The organism is Curtobacterium sp. MCPF17_018 (genome assembly GCF_003234135.1).
Lineage (GTDB): Bacteria > Actinomycetota > Actinomycetes > Actinomycetales > Microbacteriaceae > Curtobacterium > Curtobacterium flaccumfaciens.
Genome location: NZ_QKSJ01000011.1, coordinates 14784 through 38507 on the forward strand (window position 1 = coordinate 14784; position 23724 = coordinate 38507).

A 23724-nucleotide genomic window follows, 5' to 3' on the forward strand; every position below is an offset into this window, starting at 1 on the left:
GGGGCATGACCACGTTGGCCGCACCGACCCGCGTGCGGACGCGCGCCCCCGGCAAGATCAACGTGTTCCTGTCCGTCGGGGCGCTGCAGGACGACGGCTACCACGACGTCGCCACGGCGTACCAGGCGGTGTCCCTGTACGAGGACGTCACCGCCGAGGCCGCCGACGACTTCTCGGTCACCTTCACGGGTCCGATCGACACGAGCACCGTGCCGGTCGACGAGTCGAACCTGGCCATCCGCGCTGCCCGGCTCGTGGCCGATGCGGCCGGACACCGCGGTGGGGTGCGGCTGACCATCGACAAGCAGGTGCCCGTCGCCGGCGGCATGGGCGGTGGCTCCGCGGACGCCGCGGCGACCCTGCTCGCCGTCGACACGCTCTGGGGCACCGCGCTCGGTCGCGAAGAGCTGCTCCGGCTCGCCGCGCAGCTCGGCGCCGACGTGCCGTTCGCCTTCGCCGGCGGCACCGCCGTGGGCACCGGCCGTGGTGACGAGCTGAGCCCGGCGCTGGCCAAGGGCGAGTTCCACTGGGTCCTCGCCCTGAGCGACGACGGGCTGAGCACCCCCGCCGTCTACCGTGCGCTCGACGAGCACCGGGAGCGCTACCGAGCCGACATCTCCCCGGCGCCGTCGCACCCCGTGGTCGAGGCCAACGTGCTGCAGGCCCTGCGCGCGGGCGACCCCGACCTGCTCGCCGACTGCGTCCACAACGACCTGCAGGCACCGGCCATGCGGCTGCAGCCCCGGCTCGCGGCGACGCTGGAACTCGGTGAGAAGTCCGGTGCCCTGGCCGGCCTGGTGTCCGGCAGCGGACCGACGGTGGCGTTCCTGGTGGGTGACCGCGACGCCGCGCTCGAACTGCAGGTCGAGCTCAGCGCCGCCGGGCTCGTCGCACTCCGTGCCACCGGCCCGGTGCACGGCGCACGCCTGGTGCACTGACCCGACGCCCCGGCGCAGCCGTCGGCGGCTGGCCGGCAAGCGTCAGCGGCTGTACTTCCAGAGGATGACCGTGCCGGTGTGCCAGTAGCGCACGACGTGGAAGCCCTCGGCCACGAGGGTCTCGGTGACCTGCGGGCGGATGTTCCGCGACTTGCCGCCGACGAACCACACGGTGTCGATGCCGGAGATCCGCTCGGGCACGGTCGTGGCCACGTCGCCGTTGACGTTCCAGAGCTGTCCGCGTTCGGCACCGGTCTCGGCGACGGCGAGGTCGCGCATCCCGGTGAAGGCTTCGGGGTAGGAGTCGGCGATGACCTGCGCGGTGGTGCCCGGGTGCTCCCAGACGCTGCCGAAGACGACGCCCTCGTTCCGGTCGGTGCGCCGGTCCCGCTCGCGCTCGATGATGGCCGCCGCGTTCGCCCAGTGCGAGTCCTGCTTGGCGTGGGGCAGCCGGACTATCGTGCTCGTCGGTGCCGACACGAGCAGCATCCCGACGACCGCGAGCGCCAGCCACCGCCGGGGTCGGATCGCCGTGATCGCCAAGCCGATGAGCAGCGCGACGAACGGCAGGCTCAGGCTGGCGTACTTCGGGGAGTACAGGTGCTCCCCGGCCGCGGTCGCACCGACGAGCAGTGCGGTGGGCAGGATCGTCAGGGGGACGGCGACGCGCACGGCCTGCAGCCGCAGCAGGTCGCGGGCGGCCGGGGCAGGACGTCGGGCGGCACGCACGGCGAGCACGACGCCGATGATCATCAGCACCCACCCGAGCACCGCGTACGGCCAGACGGCACCGAACCAGGCGGTCGCGACGACCTGGCGCACGGTGGCCCACCCGACTCCGGTGATCCAGCCGACCTGCTTGGCCTGCCCGGCGGCGAGGACGATGAACGGCGACACCACGAGCGCGGCCCCGACGGCGGCGACGCCCCAGCGCACGAACGCGGCGCGGTCGACCACCGGCGCAGCCACCGGACCGCTGCGCTGCGAGAGCACGGCGTCGCGCCGTGCGGCACGGTCGGCGACGGCGGTCCAGATGAGCACGACCCCGTGCGCGACGACGGCCAGGGCCAGGTAGACGTTGAACAGCACGGCGACCACGGCGAGCAGGCCGTAGACGACCCACCACCGGGTCGCGTGGTGCCGGATCCGGGTACGCCGGACCGCGGTGATCCCCACGAGGGTCACCGCGACCGCGAAGGTCGTGACGGTGGCGTACGGGCGCCCCTCGGTGCCGGCCCAGGCGACGCGGGGCAGGACCAGGAACACGATCCCGGAGACGACGCCGAGCCGCACGCCGCCGAGACGACGGCCGAGGGCGACGACGAGCCCGGCGGAGACCCCGATGGCCAGCGCACTCGGGAACCGCAGCGTGAACGGCGAGTACCCGACGAGCGTGAACCAGACGTGCATCACGGCGTAGTACAGGCCGTGGACGGCGTCGACGTTCTGCAGTTCGGCCCAGAGCGCCGGCCAGCTCCGCTGTGCGCTCGCGATGGTCGCGGCCTCGTCGTACCAGACCGACGGCACCCAGCTGAAGGCCGCTGCGACGACGACGCCGAGCGCGCCGACGGTGATCTCCGGGGTCCGTGCGAGGGCCCGGACGGCGGCCGCGACGAGCCCCAGCGAGCGCGCGCGCACCGACGTGTCCGACGTCGTGCGTCGGACCGGGACGGTACCGGTACGCGGGGAACTCACGCCCGCGACCGTACCGATCGGCTCTGGGGATCCGCCGCGTCCGGGCACTGAACTCTCACATGCAGGAGTTCGGTGCGACGGGCCAGAATGACGGGATGGAACCCCTCGTCGCCCCCGCCGCCGCGCTCTCCCCGGGGCGGACGCAGCTCGGTTCGCGGACCGCCGCGCTCGCCGACGTCGGGGTCACCGGGCTGCGACGCCTGGCCACATCGCGCATCCTCGTCGTCGGGGCCGGCGGGCTCGGGGCGCCGGTGGTCGCGTACCTCGCCGGGATCGGTCGGCTCACCGTGGTCGACCCCGACGTGGTCGACGGCTCGAACCTGGCCAGGCAGACGCTCTTCACGGCCGCCGACGTCGGCTCGCCGAAGGCACGGGTCGCGATCGCCCGAGCCGTCGCGGTCGACCCCGAACTCGACGCGGTCGCCGTGGTCGCGTCGTTCACGCCGGACCTGGTCGCCGGACACGACGTCGTGGTCGACGCCGCCGACTCGGTCGTGGTCACCCGGGCCGTCTCGGACGCCTGTGCCGCGGCCGGCGTGCCGTTCGTGTGGGGCACCGTGCTCGGCCACGACGGGCAGGTCAGCGTCTTCCGCGACGCCGGGCCGGACGGCGTCGACTTCCACGACCTGCACCCCGACGCCCTGCCCGACGAGGGCTCGTGCGCCATCGACGGCGTCGTCCCCGCACTGTGCGGCGCGGTCGGTGCGGTCATGGCGGGACAGGTCTTCGCGTTGGTCACCGGCACGGGCGACCCGCTGCTCGGACGCGTCCTGACCGTCGACGCCCGCCGGTGGCGCTGGACCGAGAGCCCCGTCCGTCGCGGGCCCGCCTCGCGTCGACCGGCACCCGCGTCCGCCGTCACGACGCCGCGCATCGCGCCGTCCGCCCTGGCCGCCAGGGTGGCGGACCCGTCGGACCCGCTGGTCGTCGTCGACGTCCGGACCGACGAGGAACGCGCAGCCGGCGTGGTCGCCGGTGCCGTCACCGACGACACCGGTGCGGACGAGGTCGTCGTCTACTGCGCACGCGGGCCCCGTGCGGACGCGTGGGCGGCGCGGCAGCCGGCCGGGAGGCGCGTGGCGGTCCTCGACGGCGGCTTCGAGGCCTGGCGTCGCGAGGGGCTGCCCGTGGCGATCGAGCACCGGTCCTGACCCAGCCCACTCACCCTCACCGGGTCTGGCACCGCATCCGCGGATAGGATCGGGGGATCATGACGCAACTGCGGGTACGGGACGCTGCGGCCTTCCTCGGGATCAGTGACGACACCGTTCGACGGCTCGTCGACGGGGGCACCTTCACCCGGGCCACGGACGACGCGGGGCGAGCCGTGGTCGACGGTCGCGAGGTCGCCGCGTACGCACGGGATCGCAGCTCCGAGCTGACCGACCCTGCGTCCGCGGTGAAGAGCTCGGCGCGCAACCGCTTCGTCGGGATCGTCACCGACCTGGTCGTCGACACCGTGATGGCGCAGGTCGAGCTGCAGTGCGGCCCGCACCGCGTGGTGTCCCTGATGAGCGCCGAGGCCGTCCGCGACCTGGGGCTCGAGGTCGGGTCCGTCGCGGTGGCGTCCATCAAGGCCACGATGGTCGCCGTCGAGGCCGCCGCCCATCAGGAGGACCCCCGGTGATCCGTCTCCGGCCGTTCGCGGCGCTGGCCCTCGCCGCCACCGTCGCCCTCGGGCTCGCTGCGTGCACGGCTCCGGACACGGGCTCGGGGGCGTCGACCCCGGCGGGCTCCGACACCGAGGGGCCGACCGGTTCGATCACCGTCTTCGCCGCCGCGTCCCTGCAGGGGACCTTCACGACCCTGGGCAAGCAGTACGAGACCGCGCACCCCGGCGCCTCGATCCGGTTCTCGTTCGCCGGCTCCAGCGACCTCGTCACCCAGATCCAGAACGGTGCCCCCGCCGACGTGTTCGCCGCAGCGGACCAGGCGAACATGGCGAAGCTGACCTCGGGTGACCTGGTGACCGGGTCGCCGCGGGCGTTCGCCACGAACACGCTCGAGATCGCGGTCGCCCCGGGCAACCCGCGGGGCATCGGTGGCCTCGACGACCTGACGGCTCCGGGCGTCCAGCTCGTCACCTGCGCCGCCCCGGTGCCGTGCGGTGCCGCGACGGCGAAGGTCGAGTCCGCATCGGGCGTCGATCTCGAGCCCGTCAGCGAGGAGCAGTCCGTCACCGACGTGCTCGGCAAGGTCGAGTCCGGTCAGGCCGATGCCGGACTCGTCTACGTGACGGACGTCCGAGGGGCCGGCGGCAAGGTCGACGGGGTCCCGTTCGACGAGTCGAGCAAGGCCGTCAACACGTACCCGATCGGTGTGCTCCGGGAATCCCAGGACCCGGAGCTCGCGCAGGCGTTCTCGGAGTACGTCCGCTCCGCCGCCGGGCAGCGCGTGCTCTCCGACGCGGGCTTCGGGAAGCCCTGACCCGTGGCTCCGCGCGCTGACGGACGGCCACCGGTCGCGTGGTGGCTCCCGCTGCCCGCGGTGCTCGGCGGGCTGTTCGTCGTCGTGCCGGTGCTCGCGATGCTCGGCCGGGTGGACTGGTCGTCGTTCGTCGGGCTCGTGACCTCGACCGCGTCGCTGACCGCGCTCGGCCTCAGCCTCGGCACGGCGCTCGCGGCCACCGGCGTCGCGTTCGTCCTCGGGTACCCGCTCGCCGTGCTGTTCGCGCGGTCGGCGTCGCGCTGGGTCGGCGTCGCACGAGCCGTCGTGCTCCTGCCGCTCGTGCTGCCGCCGGTGGTCGGCGGCCTCGCGCTGCTCGCGGCCTTCGGTCGGCTCGGGGTGGTCGGGGCGTACCTCGACGACCACGGGTTGCACATCGCGTTCACCACGACGGCGGTGGTCATCGCGCAGACCTTCGTCGCGATGCCGTTCCTGGTGTCCTCGGTCGAGGGGGCGCTCCGCGTCGAGGGCGACCGCTACGAGCGGGTCGCCGCGACCCTGGGTGCCGGGCCGACCCGGACGTTCCTGACCGTCACGACGCCGCGGGTGCTGCCGGGGATCGTGTCGGGGCTCGTGCTCTGCTTCGCCCGGGCGCTCGGCGAGTTCGGAGCCACCCTGACCTTCGCCGGCAGTCTGCAGGGGGTCACGCGGACCCTGCCGCTCGAGGTCTACCTGCAGCGCGAGGTCGACCCGGACACCGCGGTGGCCCTGGCGGTCGTGCTCGTCGTGGTGGCCGTCGTCGTCATCGGGGCCTCGTCGTTCCGGACCCGCGGAGCCCTGGCGTGACGGCCGAGGGCGCGGCGGGTGTCCGGGCGCGCGTCGTCGTCGGGTCGCGGGACGTCGACGTCGCGATCGAGGTCCGCGCGGGGGAGTGCCTGGCGGTCATCGGGCCGAACGGTGCGGGCAAGTCGACGGTGCTCGAGGCCCTGGCCGGACTGCTGCCGATCGACTCCGGGCGGATCGAACTCGACGGGGTCCAGGTCTCGAGCCCACGGCACACCGTGCCCGCGCACCGTCGTCGGATCGGACTCGTCGCGCAGCGGTCCGACCTGTTCCCGTTCCTCGACGTCGTCGGGAACGTCGCCTTCGGACCCCGAGCCGCCGGAGCCGGTCGCGCCGCGGCCCGGCAGCTCGCCCGCCACGCGCTCGACGCCGTCGGGGCCGCCGAACTGGCCACCCGCGACCCCGGAACACTCTCGGGCGGTCAGGCGCAGCGCGTCGCGATCGCCCGCGCGCTCGCCACCGACCCGGCGGTCCTGCTGCTCGACGAACCGACCTCGGCGCTCGACGTCGGCGCGCAGGACGAGGTCCGCGCGGCACTCCGGACCGCGGTCGCCGGCCGGCCCGCGGTGCTCGTCACCCACGATCCGGTCGAGGTCGTCGCCCTGGCCGACCGCGTCGTCGTGCTCGAGGGTGGACGGGTGGTCGAGCAGGGCACCCCCGCCTCCGTGCTCGGTCGTCCGACGAGTGCGTTCGCCGCGACGTTCTCCGGGCTCGCGCTGGTACGCGGGACCGCCACCGGGGGTGGGATCGCGATCGACGGCGGTGGCGAGCTGGCGTCGGGGGCGCACGCCGTGCCTCCCGGCCGGCCCGCCCTGGCCGCCTTCCACCCGACGGCCGCCGTGCTGACGCGGGACGGTGCCGGAGCTGCGCGCACCGTGTCGTCGCTCGAGCCGCGCGACGGACTGGTGCGGGTGCGGGCCGGTGACCTGGTGGCGGACCTGACGCTCGCGCGGCTGACCGAGCTCGGGATCGCCCCCGGCGACGCGGTGCGCATCGACGTCCCCGCAGCCGAGGTGGCGGTCTACGCTCCCCGCGGTTGAGGAACGGGCGCTGAATCGGGCGTACCTGGTCGGATCGGGCATACCTGGTCGGAAGTTCGCACCAGGTATGCCCGAAAGCACCAGGCATCGCGGGCGTCCTGGGAAGGAACGTGCGCCGCTCAGCCGCCGGCGAAGGGCGGCATGACGTCGACGATCTCGACCCCGTCGAGCGAGGTCGCCCGCTCGCGCGTGGTCACGCCGTCGACCAGGTACGAGCAGCGCTCCTGCAACGCACTCCAGCGTGCCGGGTCGGCCGCGTGGATCGCGCCGAGGGCGGCCTCGATGGTGGGGCCCGTCGTGGTCAGCGAGTCGGCGCCCACGGCGGCGCGGGCAGCGGCGAAGAACCGGATCGTGGTCATGCCTCAGCCGCCGATCGCACTCATGCCACGCGTCGGGTGCACGAGCTCGTCGCTGTCGTCACCGTGGTCGCGCGGCTTCGCCCACATCGCGAGCCGCCAGAGCTCGGCGACCTGGTCGTCGTCCGCCCCGGAGCGCATCGGTCCGAGCACGTCGGTCTCCTCGTCGGAGAACAGGCAGCTGCGCACGTGGCCGTCGGCCGTCAGCCGGGTGCGGGTGCAGTCGGCGCAGAACGACTCGGTGATGCTCGCGATGATGCCGACGGTGCCGAGCGGCCCACCGGTGACGGCGTCGTGCACGCGGTACCGCTCGGCCGGGGCACCGTCGCGCGGGGCGTCGTCCGGCGTGAGCACGAACGACGTCGCCAGCAGCGCGCGGGTCTCGGCGGCGGTGATCATCGAGGTGCGGTCCCAGGCGTGGTCGGGGTCGAGCGGCATCTGCTCGATGAACCGCAGCTCGTAGCCGCGCTCGAGGCACCAGCGGAGGAGCTCCGCGGCGGCCTCGTCGTTGATCCCGCGCAGCAGCACCGCGTTCACCTTGATGTCGAGGCCGGCGTCGTGTGCGGCCGACAGTCCGGCGATCACCTTGTCGAGGAACGGGCGGCGGGTCACGGTGGTGAAGACGTCGGGGTCGACGGTGTCGAGCGACACGTTCACGCGCCGCAGTCCGGCGTCGTACAGGCCCTGGGCGCGGTGGGCGAGACCGATCGCGTTCGTGGTGAGCGAGAGCTCCGGGGCGTCGGGCAGCGCGGCGCACCGGGCGATCACGTCGACCAGGTCGTGCCGGAGCATCGGCTCCCCGCCCGTGAACCGGACCTTGCGGACGCCGAACCGCGACGAGCCGATCCGGACCAGCCGCTCGATCTCGGTCGCCGTCATCAGGGCCTCGTCGGGGGCGAACGGCAGTCCGGCCGCGGGCATGCAGTAGGTGCAGCGCAGGTTGCAGCGCTCGGTCAGCGACACCCGCAGGTCGACCGCACGCCGCCCGAACCGGTCGACGAGCCCGGCGGGAGCCGGGTCCACGGAGCCGGTCGTGCCGAGCAGGATCGCGGGTGCCATGGTCGTCAGCGTACGTGTTCCACACGCCGGAACGACAGCCGCTCCCACCACCGCCGCCACTCCGACCGCTCCGTGCGCAGCAGCGTGACGACCACGATGACGGCCACGGCCGCGAGCAACCACCACCGGTAGGCATCCGCTGACGGCCACACTCCGCGCAGCGCGATGGCGAGCCCGATCGAGAGCCACTCCCACCGGCCGGACAACACCACGAACGGGATGAGCAGCAGCGCGTACCAGGGGTAGCGCGGGGTCACTGCGAGGAAGGTCACGCCGATCATCAGGACCTCGCCGGACCACGGCCGTGACGGGTCGGACAGCCGCCACGCCACGAACGCGGCGGCCAGCACCAGGAGCCCGACCACCACCGTCCCCGCGTCGCCCTTGACCACGAGCGACACCAGCGCGAACCGGGAGCCGTCCTCGTAGCCCTCTTCGCTCAGGTAGCCGGGCAGGTACCCGAGCACGTCGAGCCCGGTCGTCAGCACGTAGGGCACGTAGAGCAACCCGAACACCGCGATGCCGATCGGGATCGCCCACCACGCCCGACCGCGGCCGAGCAACGGCGGGTACACGATCGCCGGGATGAGCTTCGTCGCGGTCGCAGCCCCGAGCGCGATGCCGCCCCAGATCGGTCGCCCGAACGCGACGAGCACGACACCGGCCGTGGCGAGTGCGGCTCCGACGACGTCGACGTGCGAGTTGGTGACCGCCTCGGACGCGACGAGCGGCGACCAGGCCCAGAGCGTCGCCCACCAGGTCGGCCGGCCGATCCGGCGGAGCACCAGGACGAGCCCGACGGTCACACCGAGCGACACGAGCAGCCCGGCGACCTGGAACGGCAGGTACTGCGCGCTCGCCGGCACGAAGAACCGCACGGCGGCGAACCAGAGCTGGGCTATCGGCGGGTAGATCGTCGTCACGTCGGGCCGGTTGATCGCGGTGCAGTGTCCGTCCGCACCGTCGCCGAGCCCGCGGAACCGGGGCTTGATGTCGTCGCACGTGCCGTTGACCTTCTCGGGGAACAACCAGTCGGGTCGGAGACCGGACAGTGCCGTGGACTGGGGGGTGTGCGCGTAGGGGGAGACACCGGCATGCTGGACGATGCCGTCCCACGCGTACCGAGCGGAGTCGGTGCTCGTGTTCGGCGGGCCGACCAGCGCGGCGATGCCGATCACCACCGCTCCGCCGATGACCATGGTGGTCATCCACCGGACGGGCACGAAACGCACCGCGAGCACGGCGATGACGAAGACGGTCCAAGCGATCAGCGTCCACGCAACGAATGCAGAACGATGGCCCGATCGGAGGAACCCCAGATGCGTGACGCCGACGGCGATGACGCCCGACAGGGCGAGTACCCCCACGACGGCCAGCACCGTGCCGATCCGGGCGGCGGTGCCGTCGGCCAAGGACGGTCGGAAGGCACGCAGTCGGTCGCTCATGGTCCGTCGATGCTATCCGGCGTCCAGCGCCTGCTGCACGACGGACGAGCAGCTCTGGCGTCCCCCAACCGCAACGCCCGCTCGGCGGTGGTGCTCGGGCGCCTGCTCGGCATCGCGTTCCTGATCTGCTTCGGCACCGGGATCTACAGCCACCTGCTGCAGGAACCGCTCGGCTGGATGCGGTTCCCGACCCGTCCGACGCAGCTGTACCAGTTCACGCAGGGCCTGCACATCACGACCGGCATCGCGATCATCCCGCTGCTGCTCGCCAAGCTCAACACCGTCATGCCCGCCCTGGTGCAGGTGCCGCCGGTGCGCGGTGTGCTGCACCTGCTCGAGCGGCTGTCGATCGCGGTGCTCGTGTCCGCGTCGATCATCCAGGTCGTCACCGGACTGCTCAACACCTACCAGTGGTACCCGTGGCCGTTCCCGTTCCGGCAGGTGCACAACGCGATGGCCTACGTGATCATCGGGTCACTGTCCATCCACATCGCCGCCAAGCTGCCGGTCATCGCCCGCTACTGGCGGAAGCGCGACTCCTACGACGCGCACGGCCGGTTCGTCGCGGATCCCGCGTCCGGCAGTGAACTGCTCCCACCCGGCCGGGAGGCCCGACATGAGGCTGCCCCGAGCACTGCGGTCTCCGAGACCGCCGGGTCCACCGCCCCCGGCCTGCTGGGCCGCGTGTTCCGCTGGATCGACGGCGTCGACGCCGCCCCGAGCGGCGGCGCCGAGTCTCGGCCCACCGGACCGGACTCGGCCCCGGAAACCCGCGAGGTGGCCGAGGAGCCGAGTCTCGGCCAGCCGGAGGCCGATGCGGCGGAGCCGAGCGGGGCCTCCAGGCGGACGCCGGACGCAGCTGTCGGACGACGTGAGCGGATCGCCCGACGCGGGTTCTTCGCCGGCGTGACGGCGGCGACCGTCGGCGTCGTCGCGCTCACGGCGGGGCAGTCCTCGAAGCTCGCGGAACCGTTCAACGTGTTCGGCGCCCGCGGCCGCGGCATCGGCGCGAACGGACTGCCGGTCAACCGGACCGCGCGTGCGGCCGGTGTGCTCGCCAGCGCGACCGCCGCCGACTGGACACTCACCGTCGTCGGCCACGACGTGAGCCGGACGTTCGTCCGGGCGGAACTCGTCGCACTCGGCACCGCGCAGGTCGACCTGCCGATCTCGTGCGTCGAGGGGTGGAGCCAGATGGCGACCTGGAAGGGCGTGCGGATGCGCGACCTGCTCGACGCCGTGCAGGCGCCGCAGGGGTCGCACGTGCGGGTGACGAGCCTGGAACGGCACGGCGGCTACCGGATCATGGACATGGGGCCGGAGTACGCCGAGGACCCGACGACGCTCATCGCCCTCGAGCTGAACGGTGCGACGCTCGACCTGGACCACGGGTTCCCGGCGCGGATCATCGCTCCCGGGCGGCCCGGCGTGCTGCAGACCAAGTGGATCGAGAAGATCGAGGTGCTGCGGTGAAGGCCGCGCGGATCGTGCTCGTGGTGATCGGCGTGCTGGTCATCGCCTTCGGGGCGTCCGTGCTCGTGACGTCCGTCAAGCCGAACCGCATCGGCGGGCTCGGGGTGTGGCTGCTCGCGGCGGTGGTGCTGCACGACGCGGTCCTGTCGCCGTTCGTGGTCGGTGCCGGGCTGCTGCTGCGTCGGGCCGGACGCTCGCTGCGGGCCTGGGTGCTCGTCGTCGTGCAGGCGGCGATCGTGCTCGGCAGCGTGCTCGCCCTGGTGGTCCTGCCGGAGATCGCGGCCAAGGACCACGGGCAGAAGAACCCCACCGTGCTGCCGTTCGACTACGGTACGCGGCTGCTGCTCGTCGAGGGGGCGTTGCTCGTCGTCGTGGTGGTGGTGCTCGTGGTCGGGGTGGTGCTGGCCCGTCGGAGTCCGTCCGGGCCGTCCGGGCCGTCCGGTCCGTCCGGTCCGTCCGGTCCGTCCGGTCCGTCCCGTCCGTCTGGTCCGTCCGGTCCGTCTGGTTCGTCCGCCGTGCGCACCACTGGTTGACGGGACAACCTTTCGGTATGATCAGGTCATGACCGACGAGACCCCGTGGCTCACCCGCGAGCAGCTGCGCGCGTGGATGAAGCTCGTCGCCGTCATGGAACTCCTGCCGGCGGCGCTCGACCAGCAGCTGCAGCGCGACGCCGACCTGACGCACTTCGACTACATGGTCATCGCGATGCTCTCCGAGACCGACACCCGGACCCTGCGGATGTCGGCGCTCGCCTCGGCCACGAACGCCTCGTTGCCGCGGCTGTCGCACGTGGTGTCCCGCCTCGAGAAGCGGGGGCTCGTGACCCGGTGCCCGTCGACCTCCGACCGCCGGGCCACCGACGTCCGCCTGACCGACGCCGGCTACGCCACCATCGTCGAGGCTGCTCCGGACCACGTCCGCACCGCCCGCCGGGTGGTCATCGACGCGCTCTCCGACGAGCAGGTCGCGCAGCTCGACGGCATCGCGGCGTCGCTCCTGACACGGCTCGACCCCGAGGGGCGCTTCGCGGCGCTCACCTACCCGCGCGAGGACGACGACACCGCGATCTGCGAGGCTCGGTTGACGGGAACGGCGTCCGACTGACGCCGGTCGTGGCCCTCGTCACGCTCGCTCGGCTGTGCCCGTCCCTGCAATAGGCTCGCCGCATGACCGACCCCGCCGCGCCGTCCGACACGTACTCCTACCTCGGACCCGCCGGCACCTTCACCGAGGCGGCCCTGAAGCTCGTCGAGGCCGCCGCCGGCAAGCCCTGGCGGAGCGTCAACAACGTCGGTGAGGCCCTGGACGACGTCATGTCCGGCCGGTCGATCGGGGCCGTCATCGCGATCGAGAACAGCGTCGACGGCGGGGTCAGCGCCACGCAGGACGCCCTGGCCAGGATCCCCGGCGTGCGGATCGTGGGGGAGTACCTGGTCCCGGTCGACTTCGTGCTCGTCGCCCGGCCCGGCACGACCCTGGCCGACGTCCGCACGGTGAACGCACACCCCGTCGCCTACGCGCAGACCCACAACTGGCTCGAGGCGAACCTGCCCGGCCACGGCCACATCCCGGCGTCGTCGAACGTGGCCGCAGCGCTCGCCCTGCTCGAGGCGAACCCCACCGCCGACGCCGCCGTCGCGCCGCCCGGCATCACCGACCACCACGACGTCGTCGTGCTCGCATCGTCCATCGGCGACAACGCCTCGGCGGTCACCCGGTTCGTGCTCGTGTCGAAGACCCTGGCGCTGCCCGAACCGACCGGCGCCGACAAGACCAGCGTCATCGTCGAGCTGCCCGCCGACCACCCCGGCGCCCTGGTCGACATGCTCGAGCAGTTCGCGACGCGGGGCATCAACATGGGGCTGCTGTCGTCACGCCCGATCGGCGACGAGCTCGGCCGCTACCGGTTCGTCATCGACCTCGACGGGCACGTGCGCGACGAGCGGGTCGCGGACGCGCTGCTCGGCCTGCGTCGGTTCAGCCCGCGCGTGACGTTCCTCGGGTCGTACCCGCGTGCCGACGGTGCCCGCCCCGAGGTTCCGGCGCGCTACTCGGACGCCGCGTTCGTCGAGGCGCGCGACTGGCTGCGGGCCATCGTGTCGGGCGAGCCCGGGGCGCGGTAGCGCGGCGCGGTGGGGCGCGGCGCGGCGCGGTGCGGCGCGGTGCGGTGAAGCCGTGTGGTGCGAGGTTCCGTAGTCCGTGGGAGCCCGCGGCCCTCGCACGGACCACGGAACCTCGCACGGGGCGTCCGGAGCCCGAGCGACAGGGTCAGGGCACCTGGCGCGAGCCGTGGCGGTCGTCCGCCGGGTCCGGCACGCGCACGGAGAGTCCCATCGGGTCGATCCGCGAGCGGAAGGCGATGACCTCGCCCACCGGGTCGCCGTCGATCTCGAACTCGTCGGGTCGCTCGAGCCGTGCCGTGAACTCCTGCCCGCGCAGGTAGCGCAAGGGGCGTTCCTCGCGGGACTTCGAGACGATCTTCTGGCCGACGGCGGTCTTGCCGAGGGTCGAACGACGGAAGGCCCGCAGGATCCCGTTCTCCCAGAACACCCGGGCGCCGATCCGAACCCAGCCGAAGAACCCGCGCGGACGCATGACGGCGATGTCGAACACGCCGTCGTCGATCTCGGCGTCCGGTAGCAGGATCGCGCCGGCCTGCAGCATGCCGCAGTTGCCGACGATCAGGGAGTGCGCGCGGAGCGAGCGGTTGCCGTCGTCGTCGAGCTGGTACCGGAACTCGAACGCGTTCGCGTCGCGGACCGACCGGAACAGGGAGTCGACGTACGCCAGCCAGCCGACCTTCTTCTTCAGCTCGGGACGCGTGTTCACGAGCATCCGGGCGTCGAGCCCGAGGCCCGCCATCACCAGGAAGCCGAAGCGTTCGCGCTCACCGCCGGGGCGCTCGACCTTGAGCATGCCGAAGTCGATCTTGCGGTCGTCGCCGTGGAAGATCGTCCGGACGCTCGCGCCGAGGTCGTCGAGGGGCAGCTTCATGTTGCGGGCGAGCAGGTTTCCGGTGCCGCTCGGCAGCAGTGCGAGGGTCGAACCGGCCTCGTGCACGACCTCGGCGACCGCGCGGACCGTGCCGTCACCACCGGCCGCGGCGACGACGTCGGCACCGGCCTCGATCGCGGCGCGGGCCATGCCGCCGCCCGGGTCCTGTTCCGACGTCTCGAACCACAGGGTGTCGGCCCAGCCGGCTTCCTGCTGCTGTTCTTCGACGGTGCGCTTGAGGGTCGGCAGGTGGACCTTGACCGGGTTGTAGACCACCGCGGCCGTCCGCTGCTCGGTGGGGAGGGCGTCCTGATCCGCGGGCGCGGTCTCCGAAGGGGTCGACATGCCTCCACGGTACCGATCGAGGCTGCGTGCGGTTGCCCCCGTCTAGGATGGGGCGGTGATCGATCCACAGCTGCTTCGCGACAACCCGGACGTCATCAAGGCTTCACAGCAGGCGCGCGGTGCCTCCGTGGCCGTCGTCGACGAAGCCGTCGCCGCCGATTCCGCCCGCCGCAGTGCGATCACCTCGTTCGAGTCGCTCCGCGCCGAGCAGAACGCCTTCGGCAAGACCGTCGCCAAGGCCCCGAAGGACGAGAAGGCCGCGCTCGTGCAGCAGGCGCAGGCGCTCGCCGCGAAGGTCAAGGAGGCGCAGGCCACCGTCACCGCGGCCGAGGACACCTTCAACACCGTCGTCCGCGGGATCCCGAACGTCGTGCTCCCCGGGGTGCCCGAGGGCGGCGAGGACGACTTCGTCACGCTCCGCACCGTCGGCACCAAGCCCGAGTTCGACTTCGAGCCGAAGGACCACGCCGACCTCGGCGAGCACCTCGGCATCATCGACATCCCGCGTGGCGTGAAGGTCTCCGGATCGCGCTTCTACTTCCTGCGCGGCATGGGCGCCCGGCTCGAGATCGCGCTGATGTCGCTCGGCCTCGACCGTGCGATCGCCGCCGGCTTCGAGCCGCTCATCACCCCGACGCTCGTCCGCCCCGAGACGATGGCCGGCACCGGGTTTCTCGGCGAGCACGCGGCCGAGGTCTACCGGCTCGAAGCCGACGACCTGTACCTGACCGGTACGAGCGAGGTCGCCCTCGCCGGGTTCCACGCCGACGAGATCCTGCCGCTCGAGGAAGGACAGGCCCACCGCTACGCCGGCTGGTCGACCTGCTACCGCCGCGAGGCCGGTTCGGCGGGCAAGGACAACCGCGGCATCCTCCGCGTGCACCAGTTCAACAAGCTCGAGATGTTCGCCTACGTGCACCCGGACCAGGCCGAGGCCGAGCACGAGCGCCTCGTCGCCCACCAGGAGCAGATGCTCCAGGACCTCGGGCTCCACTACCGCGTGATCGACGTCGCCGCCGGTGACCTCGGCACGAGCGCGGCGAAGAAGTACGACATCGAGGCGTGGGTCCCGACGCAGGGCACGTTCCGCGAGCTCACCTCGACGTCGAACTGCACGACGTTCCAGGCCCGCCGCCTCGACATCCGCTACCGCACCGAGAGCGGCAAGACCGCTCCGGTCGCCACCCTGAACGGCACCCTCGCCACCACCCGCTGGATCGTCGCGATCCTCGAGACCCACCAGCAGGCCGACGGTTCCGTGGTCGTGCCCGAGGTCCTGCGCCCCTACCTCGGTGGCGTCGAGGTGATCGAGCCCCGATGAGCACCCAGGGACGGTTCGTGGACGGCACCTCGCAGGGCGCGGGCAGCGACGCGCCCGCCCGCACCAAGCGCTGGCTGGTCGCGCTCGACATCGACGGCACCACCATGCGTGAGGACGGTGTCATCACCGAGGCAGTCATCGCCGCCGTCCGTGACGCCGAGGCCGCCGGCCACGAGGTCATGCTCTCGACCGGCCGCAGCGAGGGCATGACCGTGCCCCTGCTCGAGACCCTCGGCATCCGGCCGAAGTACCTGGTGTGCGCGAACGGTGCGCTCATCCTGGCCCGCCGCGCCGACGGCTCCTACGTGCGCGAACACGTCGAGCGGTTCGACCCGTCCGAGGTGCTGCAGACCATCCACGGAGCGCTCGAGAACGCGGCGTTCGGCGTCGAGGACGAGACCGGGCACTTCCTGTTGTCCGGCAACTTCCCCGACGACACGATGACGGTGGAGGGCGAGCACGTGCCGTTCGAGCAGCTGCTCGGCGTCGAGGCCACCCGCGTCGTCGTCATCTCGCCCGGCCACGACACCGAGGACTTCCTGCAGATCGTCGAGCAGATGGGCCTGCACAAGGTCTCGTACTCCGTCGGCTGGACGTCGTGGCTCGACATCGCTCCCGAGGGCGTGACGAAGGCCACCGCGATGGAGCGCGTGCGCGAGTGGCTCGACATCCCGCGTTCCCGCGTCTTCGCCGCGGGCGACGGCCGCAACGACATCGACATGCTCCGCTGGGCCTCGACCTCCGGTCGCGGGGTCGTCATGGGCCAGGCCCCCGACGACGTCGTCGACGCCGGCAACGAGCTCACCGGTGGCATCACCGACGACGGCCTGGCAGCGGCGCTCGACTCCCTGCCCCGCTAGTCCGCGCTCGCGCGCACCCCTGCCTGGAGGCCCGGGTAGACTTCCCGGGACGCGATCACGTCTCGCCACGTGGTCGCGTCACTGGAGGGTTGTCCGAGCGGCCGATGGAGCCTGTCTTGAAAACAGGTGGGCAGAGATGTCTCGTGGGTTCGAATCCCACACCCTCCGCGATGGACACACGGTTGCGCCCACTCCGCCTCGACGACGCGGCCGTCCTGGCTGCGGTCATCACCGAGAACGCCGACCACCTGCGGCCGTGGGAACCGGCGCGAGCCCCGTCGTACTACACGGAGTCCGGGCAGCGGGACGTCATCACGCAGGCTCTCGCCGCGCAGCGCGCGGGCAACGCGGTGCCGTTCGTCATCGAGTCGACCGACGGGGAACTCCTCGGGCGGATCACGCTGAGCGGCGTCGCCCGCGGTGCCCTGCAGTCGTGCGCGATGGGGTACTGGATCCGCGCCGACCGTACCCGCCAGGGCCACGCGTCCCGTGCCGTCCGCGCGGCCGCCGATCATGCGTTCGACGTGCTCCGACTGCACCGCGTGCAGGCTGAGACCCTGCCCGAGAACGTCGGCTCGCAGCGCGCGCTCGAGTCGGCGGGCTTCACCCGCTACGGCTTCGCGCCGGAGTACATCAAGATCGACGGGGTCTGGCGCGACCACGTCATGTTCCAGCTCCTCGCGCCGACGCCGGCCCCGTGATCGAGGTCGTCGAGTACCGAACGACCTGGCCCGAGCGGTTCCGGCAGCTGTACGACGCGTACGCCGCCGCGCTCGACGACGCCGACGTGCCGTTCCGGAGCATCGAGCACGTGGGCAGCACGTCCGTGCCGGGCTTGGCGGCGAAGCCCGTTCTCGACGTCGACGTCGTGGTGGACACTCCCGACGTCCCGGCTGCAGTGGCGGCGATGGCGACGATCGGCTTCGAGCCGCGCGGTGAACTGGGGGTCCCGGGGCGGCAGGCGTTCCGGGCTCCGGAGCGCTTCGCCCCGACGAACACCTACGTCGTCGCAGCCGGGTCGCTCGCGCTGCGGAACCACCTGGCCGTCCGCGACGTGCTGCGTGCCGACCCGGCGCTCCGCGACGAGTACGCCGCCGTGAAACGCCGGGCGGCCACCGAGGCCGAGGACATCGACGACTACATCGAGCGCAAGAGCGAGGTGCTGGGCCGGATCCTGCGGGCCGGTGGCCTGGCTGACGACGAGCGCGCCGCCATCACCGCCACGAACCGTCGGATCACCGACCGCGGCGCGGGCGGCTGACGCGATCGGGGCGGGTGACGGTTCTGGTTCAGGAACCCGGGTGTTCGTGAACCAGAACCGTCACCGTCCCGACGAGAACAAGTCTCAGGCGCTGGCGAGCATCGGGTAGAGCGCGGTGAGCGGGGCGCTCAGGCCGGCACGGACGTCACGGCTGACCTGGTCGGCGAGGACCTCGTGCTCGCCGGCCTCGAACGCGTCCTAGGTCGACCGGACGATGTCGGCGGGGTCGGACTTCTCGACGTCGAGCCCCTCGGTCATGCCGGTGTCGGTGTAGCCGAGGTGGGCGCCGACGATCTGTGTGCCCTGCGGAGCGAGCTCGAGGCGCAGGGAGTTCGTGATCGACCAGAACGCGGCATTCGACGCCGAGTACGCGCCGGCGAGGGCGACCCACGTCGATCAACGCGCCGTTGGCGATCGAGGGGGCGAAGGCCTTGGCGACGCGGAGTGCAGCGAAGACGTTGGTGGCGAAGATGCGCTCGACCTCTTCGACGGAGACGTCGACGAGTGGGTCGGAGCCTGGAGACCGGCGATGCGGTCGAGGCCGCCGCCGTGAGGGTGGGCGCCCAGCAGCGCATCCCGACCGCCCGCCTCCGCGCCGGCATAGAGGACGCATCCGCTTCGTGACGCGGTTGTGTGTGATGCCGATAGTCATCGATGTGAGAGAACGAGATCGAATCGACATCGAGTCCGAGCAGGAACGCTGGGAGCGGTTCATGCCCAAACGGACGAACGGGCGCGTACCAACCGAGGCCGACGTCATTGCGTACTTGCAGGCAGCGAACGACGCGGATCTGCGGCAGAAGGTCCTCGGAGAATTGCGAGATCGGTCTCAGCTCGGTCCGGGCATGTTCCTGCAGCTGCTTGGGGCGGGGACGGCAATGTTCGCAGTCTTGGCGACGACGGCAGCATCAGTCATCTCATCGATTGCGGCATCGGATTCCGAAACCGCCTTCGAGTTCAGCATCGTGTTCTACGTCGCGATCGTCACCGCGACCGTGATTCTCTTCGTGGTTTGTTTTCTGAGCGCCATCCTTCGGCAACTGAAGTCGAGGGTCGCTGCCGTATGGCTGGCCGCCTACGAAGAGGCGGAACGCAGGCCATGGTGGAAGCGAGTGCGGAGCAGCATGCCGGTGAACGCAACCAGCTGACGGGCCGGAGGCCCGTGGCGGCCCCGTCCGTAGCCTCCAGGCTGTCCTTGGGTGCGTCAGCGACGCACGTCGCACCCGCAACTCGCGCCGAGGACCAACTCGGCCGGCACTAGGTCGCGGTGCCACTGGTTGTCGGCGTTGAGGCCGAGCACGCGGTCGACCGCGGCGACCGCCATCGTCTCGATCGGCTGCCGGACCGTGGTGAGCTGCGGGTTCGTGTAGTCCGCCTCGGCCGCGCCGTCGAACGACACGATCGCGACGTCCTCGGGGACGCGCAGACCGAGTTCCCACAGTGCACGCATCACGCCGATCGCCTGCATGTCGGAGCTGACGAAGACGGCTCGGGGGCCGGTCTCGTCCGCGAACATGCGGAGGCCGGCTTCGTAGCCACCGCGCCGGGTGAAGTCGGTGCGGACGATGGGGCCGTCGGGCAGGCAGGCCTGGCGCAGGGCGCGCATCCAGCCCTGCTCGCGGAGCTCCATCGAGCCGGTGTGCCCCATCACGAGGCCGATCGAGCGGTAGCCGTGCTCGACCAGGTGTTGCGTGCCGTCGAGGGCGCCGCGCAGGGCGTCGACGCCGATGCTGGCGTACTCGGGGACCTCGAAGAACGTGTTGAGCAGAACCATCGGCAGGCCGGGGTCGGTGACGGTCGACAGGTCCGGGTGGGTCATGATGCTCGTCACGATGATGCCGTCGACCTGGCGGGCGGAGAGGCTGCGGAGCCGCTCCCGTTCCTGGGCGGCGTCGCCGTCGCTGTTGGCGAGCAGGACGTCGTAGCCACGTGCAGCGGCGGCGTGGGTGACCGCGACGGCGAGCTCGGACCAGAACGGGTTGTCGAGTTCGGGCACGATCAGGCCGAGCATCTTCGACGAGCCGGTGCGCAGGGCCTGGGCGCTCGCGTTCGGACGGTAGCCGAGGACGCGGATGGCCTCGCGCACCCGGGCGGCGGTGGCGGCGGCGACGGGGCGCGGTCCGTCGTGCACGACGTAGCTGACGACGGAGGTGCTGACCCCCGCGTAGCGGGCGACGTCCGCACGGGTGACCGCCCTCGGGTTCGTCGGGACGGTCACGGCAGCCACCTTCGTCGGGTCCGGGAGCGTCGTTCGGGTGCCGGCCCACGACGGACCGGCACCCGAACGACACGTGTTACTCGGACGCGATCGTAGCCGACGACGTGCTGCCTGCTGCCGTCGGTGCGCTTGCCGTCGCAGCGCTCGTCGTCTCCGGGGCGTCGCCGAAGTCCGGCACCTCGAGCCGGGCGCCGCCCTGCAGCGCGGACTGGTGGGCGATGATGCCCGGCAGGGTGAAGCGCGCGGCGGTCCAGGCGTTCACCGGCGGCAGGGTCCGGTCGACGACGGCACGGACGAAGTCGTCGGCGAGGAACTGGTGGCTGCCCTCGTGTCCGGTCGGCACGCCGTCGTACTCGGCGGGCAGGCGGTCGGTGTCGTGCACCTCGGCGTAGCCGGAGACGAACGCGTCGCGCAGGGACGGGTCGACGTCGGCCAGGCGCGGGTCGTCGAGGGACATCGTCGCCTGGGTGTCGATCTTGTCGCTGATGTCGTACGAGTCCTCCTTGTCCTGCCAGACGCTGGTCTTCGCGAGCTGCTCGAAGCTGGCCTCGGTGCCGAAGTAGCGGAAGCGCGACTCACGGATGTGCGACGGGTAGCCGACGCGACGCATCTCGTTGATGCGCATGACGCCGCCGTTGTCGAGCTCGAACAGGGCGGTGGCGTTCGAGAAGTCGTTGTCGAACTGGCTGACGTCCTTGTCGAAGACGCCGTCGCCGCGGTCGTCCTTGACACCGATGCAACTGACGCTGACCGCGTGCCCGGGGATCGCACCGAGGACCCCGCCGACCGAGTGCGTCGGGTAGAGCATGGGCGGGTAGCTGGCGGTGCGCTTCCACTCGTCGCCCCCGCTGTACTGGTACGCGGCGTAGAAGCCGAGGTCCATGTCGTGCACGTAGTCGCCCTCGGCGTAGAACACCCGGCCGAAGGCACCGGCGGCGACCTGCTCGCGGGCGAACACGGTCGCGGGGTTGTAGTAGCTCGTCTCGCCCATCATGTAGGTCAGACCGGTCTCGCGGACCGCCTGGATGATGTCGCGGATCTCGTCGACGGAGATCGCCATCGGCACGGCGGAGTACACGTGCTTCCCGGCGCGCAGGGCCTTGACCACGAGCGGACCGTGGGTCCAGCGCTGCGTGAAGATCGCGACGGCGTCGACGTCCGAGGCGAGGACGGCGTCGAAGTCCGGGAACGTGCCGTCGAGGTGCTGCGTCTCGACGAGTTCGGACGCCCGCTCGTCGACGAGGTCCGTGACGTAGACGCGGTCGACGTCGGGGTGGAGCTTGAACAGCTTGGCGAACTGGGGGGCGAACTGGCCCGCGCCGACCATTCCGACAGAGATCATCAGTGACCTTTCCAGGGTGTGGGATGCGTCGCCGAGCGGGTCGCTCCGATGCGATCGAGCGCCATCCTGACACACGTGGTCTACACGTGACAACCCCGGTCCACAGCCCGGAAACCGGGTCTTGCGAGCGATGGTCCCCACGTGTAGATTCCCGGCTCACGGACTGCTGCACGTCAGTCCACCGCAGACGAAGGAGTCGCGATGGCAACCGAGAGCCCTGTGTCGTCACCCTTGACGACCGCCAGCACGAGACGGAGGAGTCGGTCCGCCGACCTCGCCCGTGCCCGCACCACCGCACCGAGCCGCCGCCCAAGGAACGACCTGTGGCTCGCGCTCGTCTTCATCGCCCCGGCAGCCGTCGGTTTCGCGGTGTTCCTGGCCTGGCCGACCGTGCGGGGCATCTACCTGAGCTTCACGTCGTACAACCTGCTCACCGAGCCCGAGTTCACCGGCCTGCAGAACTACGCCCGCCTGGTGCAGGACTCGATCTTCTGGCACTCGATGGTGGTGACCGTCGAGTACGTGCTCATCAACATCGTCATCCAGACCGTCGTCGCGCTGTTCATCGCCGTGATGATGCACCGCCTGACCAAGTCGACCTTCGTGCGCGGCATCGTGCTCGCGCCGTACCTGGTGTCGAACGTCGTCGCCGCCCTCGTCTGGCTCTGGATCCTCGACACCCAGCTCGGCATCGGCAACGAGATGCTCGCCGCACTCGGGCTCGACCGCATCCCGTTCCTGCAGAGCGACGTCTGGGGCATCCCCTCGATCGCGCTCATCAACGTCTGGCGGCACGTCGGCTACACGGCGCTGCTCATCTTCGCCGGCCTGCAGTCGCTGCCCGAGACCGTGTACGAGGCCGGACGCATCGACGGAGCGAGCGAGTGGAAGATGTTCTGGCGCATCACGGTGCCGCTGCTCCGCCCCATCCTGTCCCTGGTGCTGATCATCACCGTGATCGGTTCGTTCCAGGTGTTCGACACCGTCGCCGTCACCACGCAGGGCGGCCCCGCGAACGCCACGAACGTCGTGCAGAACTACATCTACAACCTGGCGTTCGGCCGGTTCCAGTTCGGCTACGCGTCCGCGGTCTCGGTCGCGCTCCTCATCGTCCTCAGCATCATCACGATCATCCAGTACCGCCTCACCCGCTCGGGTGAGTCCGACCTGGACTGAACGGAAGCGCCATGACCACGACACTCACCCGTTCCGTCACCACGTCCCGCCCGCCGCGGATGGGCGCCGGCCACCGTCGTCGCCCGTCGCTCGGCCGGGTGCTCGCCTGGGTCGCGATGATCCTCGTCATCGTCGTCACCCTGTTCCCGTTCTACTGGATCCTGCGCACCGCGCTGTCGTCGAACACCGCGATCAACTCTGACCCCACCTCGCTGCTGCCCGTCGGGTTCAGCCTGGGCGGGTTCGAGCGGGTCTTCGGCCTGCAGTCCACCGAAGAGGCGTTGGCCCAGGGCGGCTCCGGCGCCGCGCTGAACTTCTGGCGGTACCTGCTCAACTCGATCCTGGTGTCGACGCTCGTCACCGTCGGCCAGGTGTTCTTCTCGGCGGCGGCCGCCTACGCCTTCGCCCGGCTGCGCTGGCCCGGTCGCGACAAGGTGTTCGGGGTGTTCCTGGCCGGGCTGATGGTCCCCGCGATCTTCACGCTGCTGCCGAACTTCACGCTCATCAAGCAGCTCGGGCTCGTCGACAACCTGCTCGGCATCGCCCTGCCGACGATGTTCATGACCCCGTTCGCGGTGTTCTTCCTGCGGCAGTTCTTCCTCGGCATCTCGAAGGAGGTCGAAGAGGCGGCGCTCATCGACGGCGCCGGCAAGGTGCGCGTGTTCTTCCGGCTCGTCATCCCGATGGCGGCCGCCCCGATCGCCACCCTCGCCGTGTTGACGTACATCACGAGCTGGAACGACTACTTCTGGCCGCTCATGGTGTCGTACACCGACAACTCTCGGGTGCTGACCGTCGCGCTCGGCGTCTTCAAGTCGCAGACCCCGCAGTCCGGCACCGACTGGGCCGGGCTGATGGCCGCGACCCTGGTGGCGGCGCTCCCGATGATCCTGCTGTTCGGCGTCTTCGCCAAGCGGATCGTCAACTCCATCGGCTTCTCCGGGATCAAGTGACCCGGCTGTCGGACAGG

General features: G+C 71.5%; 26 protein-coding genes and 1 tRNA gene. 19 read left to right on the forward strand and 8 right to left on the reverse strand.

The window, feature by feature from the left end:
* Positions 1–5 precede the first annotated feature (5 nt).
* Entirely contained in the window at positions 6–938 is a 933-nt protein-coding gene (locus DEJ27_RS13310; protein ID WP_111091133.1) for a 4-(cytidine 5'-diphospho)-2-C-methyl-D-erythritol kinase, read from the forward strand.
* 42 nt (positions 939–980) lie between these two features.
* Here DEJ27_RS13310 and DEJ27_RS13315 read toward each other — a convergent pair whose 3' ends face one another.
* Positions 981–2633, reverse strand: a complete 1653-nt coding sequence (locus DEJ27_RS13315) for a glycosyltransferase family 39 protein (RefSeq protein ID WP_111091135.1) — start codon at positions 2631–2633, stop codon at positions 981–983.
* A 95-nt stretch (positions 2634–2728) separates the two neighbouring features.
* Here DEJ27_RS13315 and DEJ27_RS13320 point away from each other — a divergent pair, with 95 nt between their 5' ends.
* The 5 genes from DEJ27_RS13320 to DEJ27_RS13340 are packed head-to-tail and all read left to right on the forward strand — an operon-like array spanning position 2729 to position 6901.
* Positions 2729–3784, forward strand: coding sequence for a ThiF family adenylyltransferase (locus DEJ27_RS13320; protein ID WP_181430161.1), 1056 nt, complete (start codon positions 2729–2731; stop codon positions 3782–3784).
* A 59-nt stretch (positions 3785–3843) separates the two neighbouring features.
* Complete coding sequence (locus DEJ27_RS13325) at positions 3844–4260, forward strand: molybdopterin-binding protein (protein ID WP_111091137.1); 417 nt, start codon at positions 3844–3846, stop codon at positions 4258–4260.
* Positions 4257–5060, forward strand: coding sequence for a molybdate ABC transporter substrate-binding protein (gene modA / locus DEJ27_RS13330; protein WP_375231897.1), 804 nt, complete (start codon positions 4257–4259; stop codon positions 5058–5060). The genes DEJ27_RS13325 and modA overlap by 4 nt, the downstream gene beginning before the upstream one ends.
* A 3-nt stretch (positions 5061–5063) precedes the next feature.
* Entirely contained in the window at positions 5064–5864 is an 801-nt protein-coding gene (locus DEJ27_RS13335) for an ABC transporter permease (RefSeq protein ID WP_111091139.1), read from the forward strand.
* The gene (locus DEJ27_RS13340; protein ID WP_111091141.1) at positions 5861–6901 is read left to right on the forward strand and encodes an ABC transporter ATP-binding protein; all 1041 of its coding nucleotides are present in this window, start codon (positions 5861–5863) and stop codon (positions 6899–6901) included. Before DEJ27_RS13335 ends, DEJ27_RS13340 begins: the two co-directional genes overlap by 4 nt.
* A 119-nt stretch (positions 6902–7020) precedes the next feature.
* Here DEJ27_RS13340 and DEJ27_RS13345 read toward each other — a convergent pair whose 3' ends face one another.
* Genes DEJ27_RS13345 through DEJ27_RS13355 form a run of 3 tightly spaced genes read right to left on the reverse strand, consistent with a single transcriptional unit; the run spans position 7021 to position 9761 of the window.
* A complete protein-coding gene (locus DEJ27_RS13345) occupies positions 7021–7260 on the reverse strand; it encodes a MoaD/ThiS family protein (protein WP_111091143.1) in 240 nt (79 codons plus the stop codon).
* A 3-nt stretch (positions 7261–7263) separates the two neighbouring features.
* Positions 7264–8316: a GTP 3',8-cyclase MoaA gene (gene moaA / locus DEJ27_RS13350; protein WP_111091145.1), complete on the reverse strand. Its 1053-nt coding sequence runs from the start codon at positions 8314–8316 to the stop codon at positions 7264–7266.
* 5 nt (positions 8317–8321) lie between these two features.
* On the reverse strand, positions 8322–9761 hold the full coding sequence (locus tag DEJ27_RS13355) for a glycosyltransferase family 87 protein (protein WP_111091146.1): 1440 nt from the start codon (positions 9759–9761) through the stop codon (positions 8322–8324).
* A gap of 9 nt (positions 9762–9770) precedes the next feature.
* Here DEJ27_RS13355 and DEJ27_RS13360 point away from each other — a divergent pair, with 9 nt between their 5' ends.
* The 4 genes from DEJ27_RS13360 (at position 9771) to pheA (ending at position 13360) form a co-directional block, all read left to right on the forward strand.
* A complete protein-coding gene (locus tag DEJ27_RS13360; RefSeq protein WP_181430162.1) occupies positions 9771–11234 on the forward strand; it encodes a molybdopterin-dependent oxidoreductase in 1464 nt (487 codons plus the stop codon).
* Entirely contained in the window at positions 11231–11767 is a 537-nt protein-coding gene (locus DEJ27_RS17830; RefSeq protein WP_181430163.1) for a hypothetical protein, read from the forward strand. Before DEJ27_RS13360 ends, DEJ27_RS17830 begins: the two co-directional genes overlap by 4 nt.
* Positions 11768–11795: 28 nt before the next feature.
* Positions 11796–12341 (forward strand): MarR family winged helix-turn-helix transcriptional regulator, encoded by a 546-nt coding sequence (locus tag DEJ27_RS13370; RefSeq protein ID WP_110862455.1) that lies wholly within the window; start codon positions 11796–11798, stop codon positions 12339–12341.
* A 62-nt stretch (positions 12342–12403) separates the two neighbouring features.
* Positions 12404–13360 carry a prephenate dehydratase gene (gene pheA / locus DEJ27_RS13375; RefSeq protein ID WP_071406510.1) on the forward strand — a complete coding sequence of 319 codons (957 nt, stop codon included), beginning with the start codon at positions 12404–12406 and terminating at the stop codon, positions 13358–13360.
* 145 nt (positions 13361–13505) lie between these two features.
* Here the strand turns inward: pheA and DEJ27_RS13380 are convergent, their stop codons facing one another.
* Positions 13506–14576 (reverse strand): diacylglycerol kinase family protein, encoded by a 1071-nt coding sequence (locus DEJ27_RS13380; protein WP_110862422.1) that lies wholly within the window; start codon positions 14574–14576, stop codon positions 13506–13508.
* A 55-nt stretch (positions 14577–14631) separates the two neighbouring features.
* Between DEJ27_RS13380 and serS the strand changes: the two genes are divergently transcribed.
* From serS to DEJ27_RS13405, 5 genes are all read left to right on the forward strand, one after another.
* Positions 14632–15897, forward strand: coding sequence for a serine--tRNA ligase (gene serS / locus DEJ27_RS13385; protein ID WP_110862423.1), 1266 nt, complete (start codon positions 14632–14634; stop codon positions 15895–15897).
* On the forward strand, positions 15894–16757 hold the full coding sequence (locus DEJ27_RS13390) for an HAD family hydrolase (protein ID WP_181430164.1): 864 nt from the start codon (positions 15894–15896) through the stop codon (positions 16755–16757). Before serS ends, DEJ27_RS13390 begins: the two co-directional genes overlap by 4 nt.
* 83 nt (positions 16758–16840) lie before the next feature.
* Positions 16841–16925: transfer RNA gene (locus DEJ27_RS13395), tRNA-Ser, on the forward strand.
* Between the two features lie 2 nt (positions 16926–16927).
* Positions 16928–17458: a GNAT family N-acetyltransferase gene (locus DEJ27_RS13400; RefSeq protein ID WP_110862425.1), complete on the forward strand. Its 531-nt coding sequence runs from the start codon at positions 16928–16930 to the stop codon at positions 17456–17458.
* Positions 17455–18018 (forward strand): GrpB family protein, encoded by a 564-nt coding sequence (locus DEJ27_RS13405; RefSeq protein ID WP_110862426.1) that lies wholly within the window; start codon positions 17455–17457, stop codon positions 18016–18018. The genes DEJ27_RS13400 and DEJ27_RS13405 overlap by 4 nt, the downstream gene beginning before the upstream one ends.
* 198 nt (positions 18019–18216) lie before the next feature.
* Here the strand turns inward: DEJ27_RS13405 and DEJ27_RS18075 are convergent, their stop codons facing one another.
* The gene (locus tag DEJ27_RS18075) at positions 18217–18357 is read right to left on the reverse strand and encodes a hypothetical protein (RefSeq protein WP_309147038.1); all 141 of its coding nucleotides are present in this window, start codon (positions 18355–18357) and stop codon (positions 18217–18219) included.
* On the opposite strand from DEJ27_RS18075, the gene DEJ27_RS18080 reads away from it, so the two are divergent.
* Together DEJ27_RS18080 and DEJ27_RS13420 are read left to right on the forward strand one after the other, a co-directional pair.
* Entirely contained in the window at positions 18353–18571 is a 219-nt protein-coding gene (locus tag DEJ27_RS18080; protein ID WP_258370359.1) for a hypothetical protein, read from the forward strand. The two genes, DEJ27_RS18075 and DEJ27_RS18080, sit on opposite strands and share 5 nt — an antisense overlap.
* 85 nt (positions 18572–18656) lie before the next feature.
* Positions 18657–19166: a hypothetical protein gene (locus DEJ27_RS13420; RefSeq protein ID WP_110862427.1), complete on the forward strand. Its 510-nt coding sequence runs from the start codon at positions 18657–18659 to the stop codon at positions 19164–19166.
* 56 nt (positions 19167–19222) lie between these two features.
* On the opposite strand, the gene DEJ27_RS13425 is transcribed toward DEJ27_RS13420, so the two are convergent.
* Together DEJ27_RS13425 and DEJ27_RS13430 are read right to left on the reverse strand one after the other, a co-directional pair.
* Complete coding sequence (locus tag DEJ27_RS13425; RefSeq protein ID WP_258370360.1) at positions 19223–20236, reverse strand: LacI family DNA-binding transcriptional regulator; 1014 nt, start codon at positions 20234–20236, stop codon at positions 19223–19225.
* A 76-nt stretch (positions 20237–20312) separates the two neighbouring features.
* A complete protein-coding gene (locus tag DEJ27_RS13430) occupies positions 20313–21578 on the reverse strand; it encodes a Gfo/Idh/MocA family protein (RefSeq protein WP_375231881.1) in 1266 nt (421 codons plus the stop codon).
* A gap of 231 nt (positions 21579–21809) precedes the next feature.
* Here DEJ27_RS13430 and DEJ27_RS13435 point away from each other — a divergent pair, with 231 nt between their 5' ends.
* Both DEJ27_RS13435 and DEJ27_RS13440 read left to right on the forward strand, forming a co-directional pair.
* Positions 21810–22754, forward strand: coding sequence for a carbohydrate ABC transporter permease (locus tag DEJ27_RS13435; protein WP_220032963.1), 945 nt, complete (start codon positions 21810–21812; stop codon positions 22752–22754).
* A gap of 11 nt (positions 22755–22765) precedes the next feature.
* Complete coding sequence (locus DEJ27_RS13440) at positions 22766–23707, forward strand: carbohydrate ABC transporter permease (protein WP_175475023.1); 942 nt, start codon at positions 22766–22768, stop codon at positions 23705–23707.
* The last annotated feature ends 17 nt before the right edge of the window (positions 23708–23724 follow it).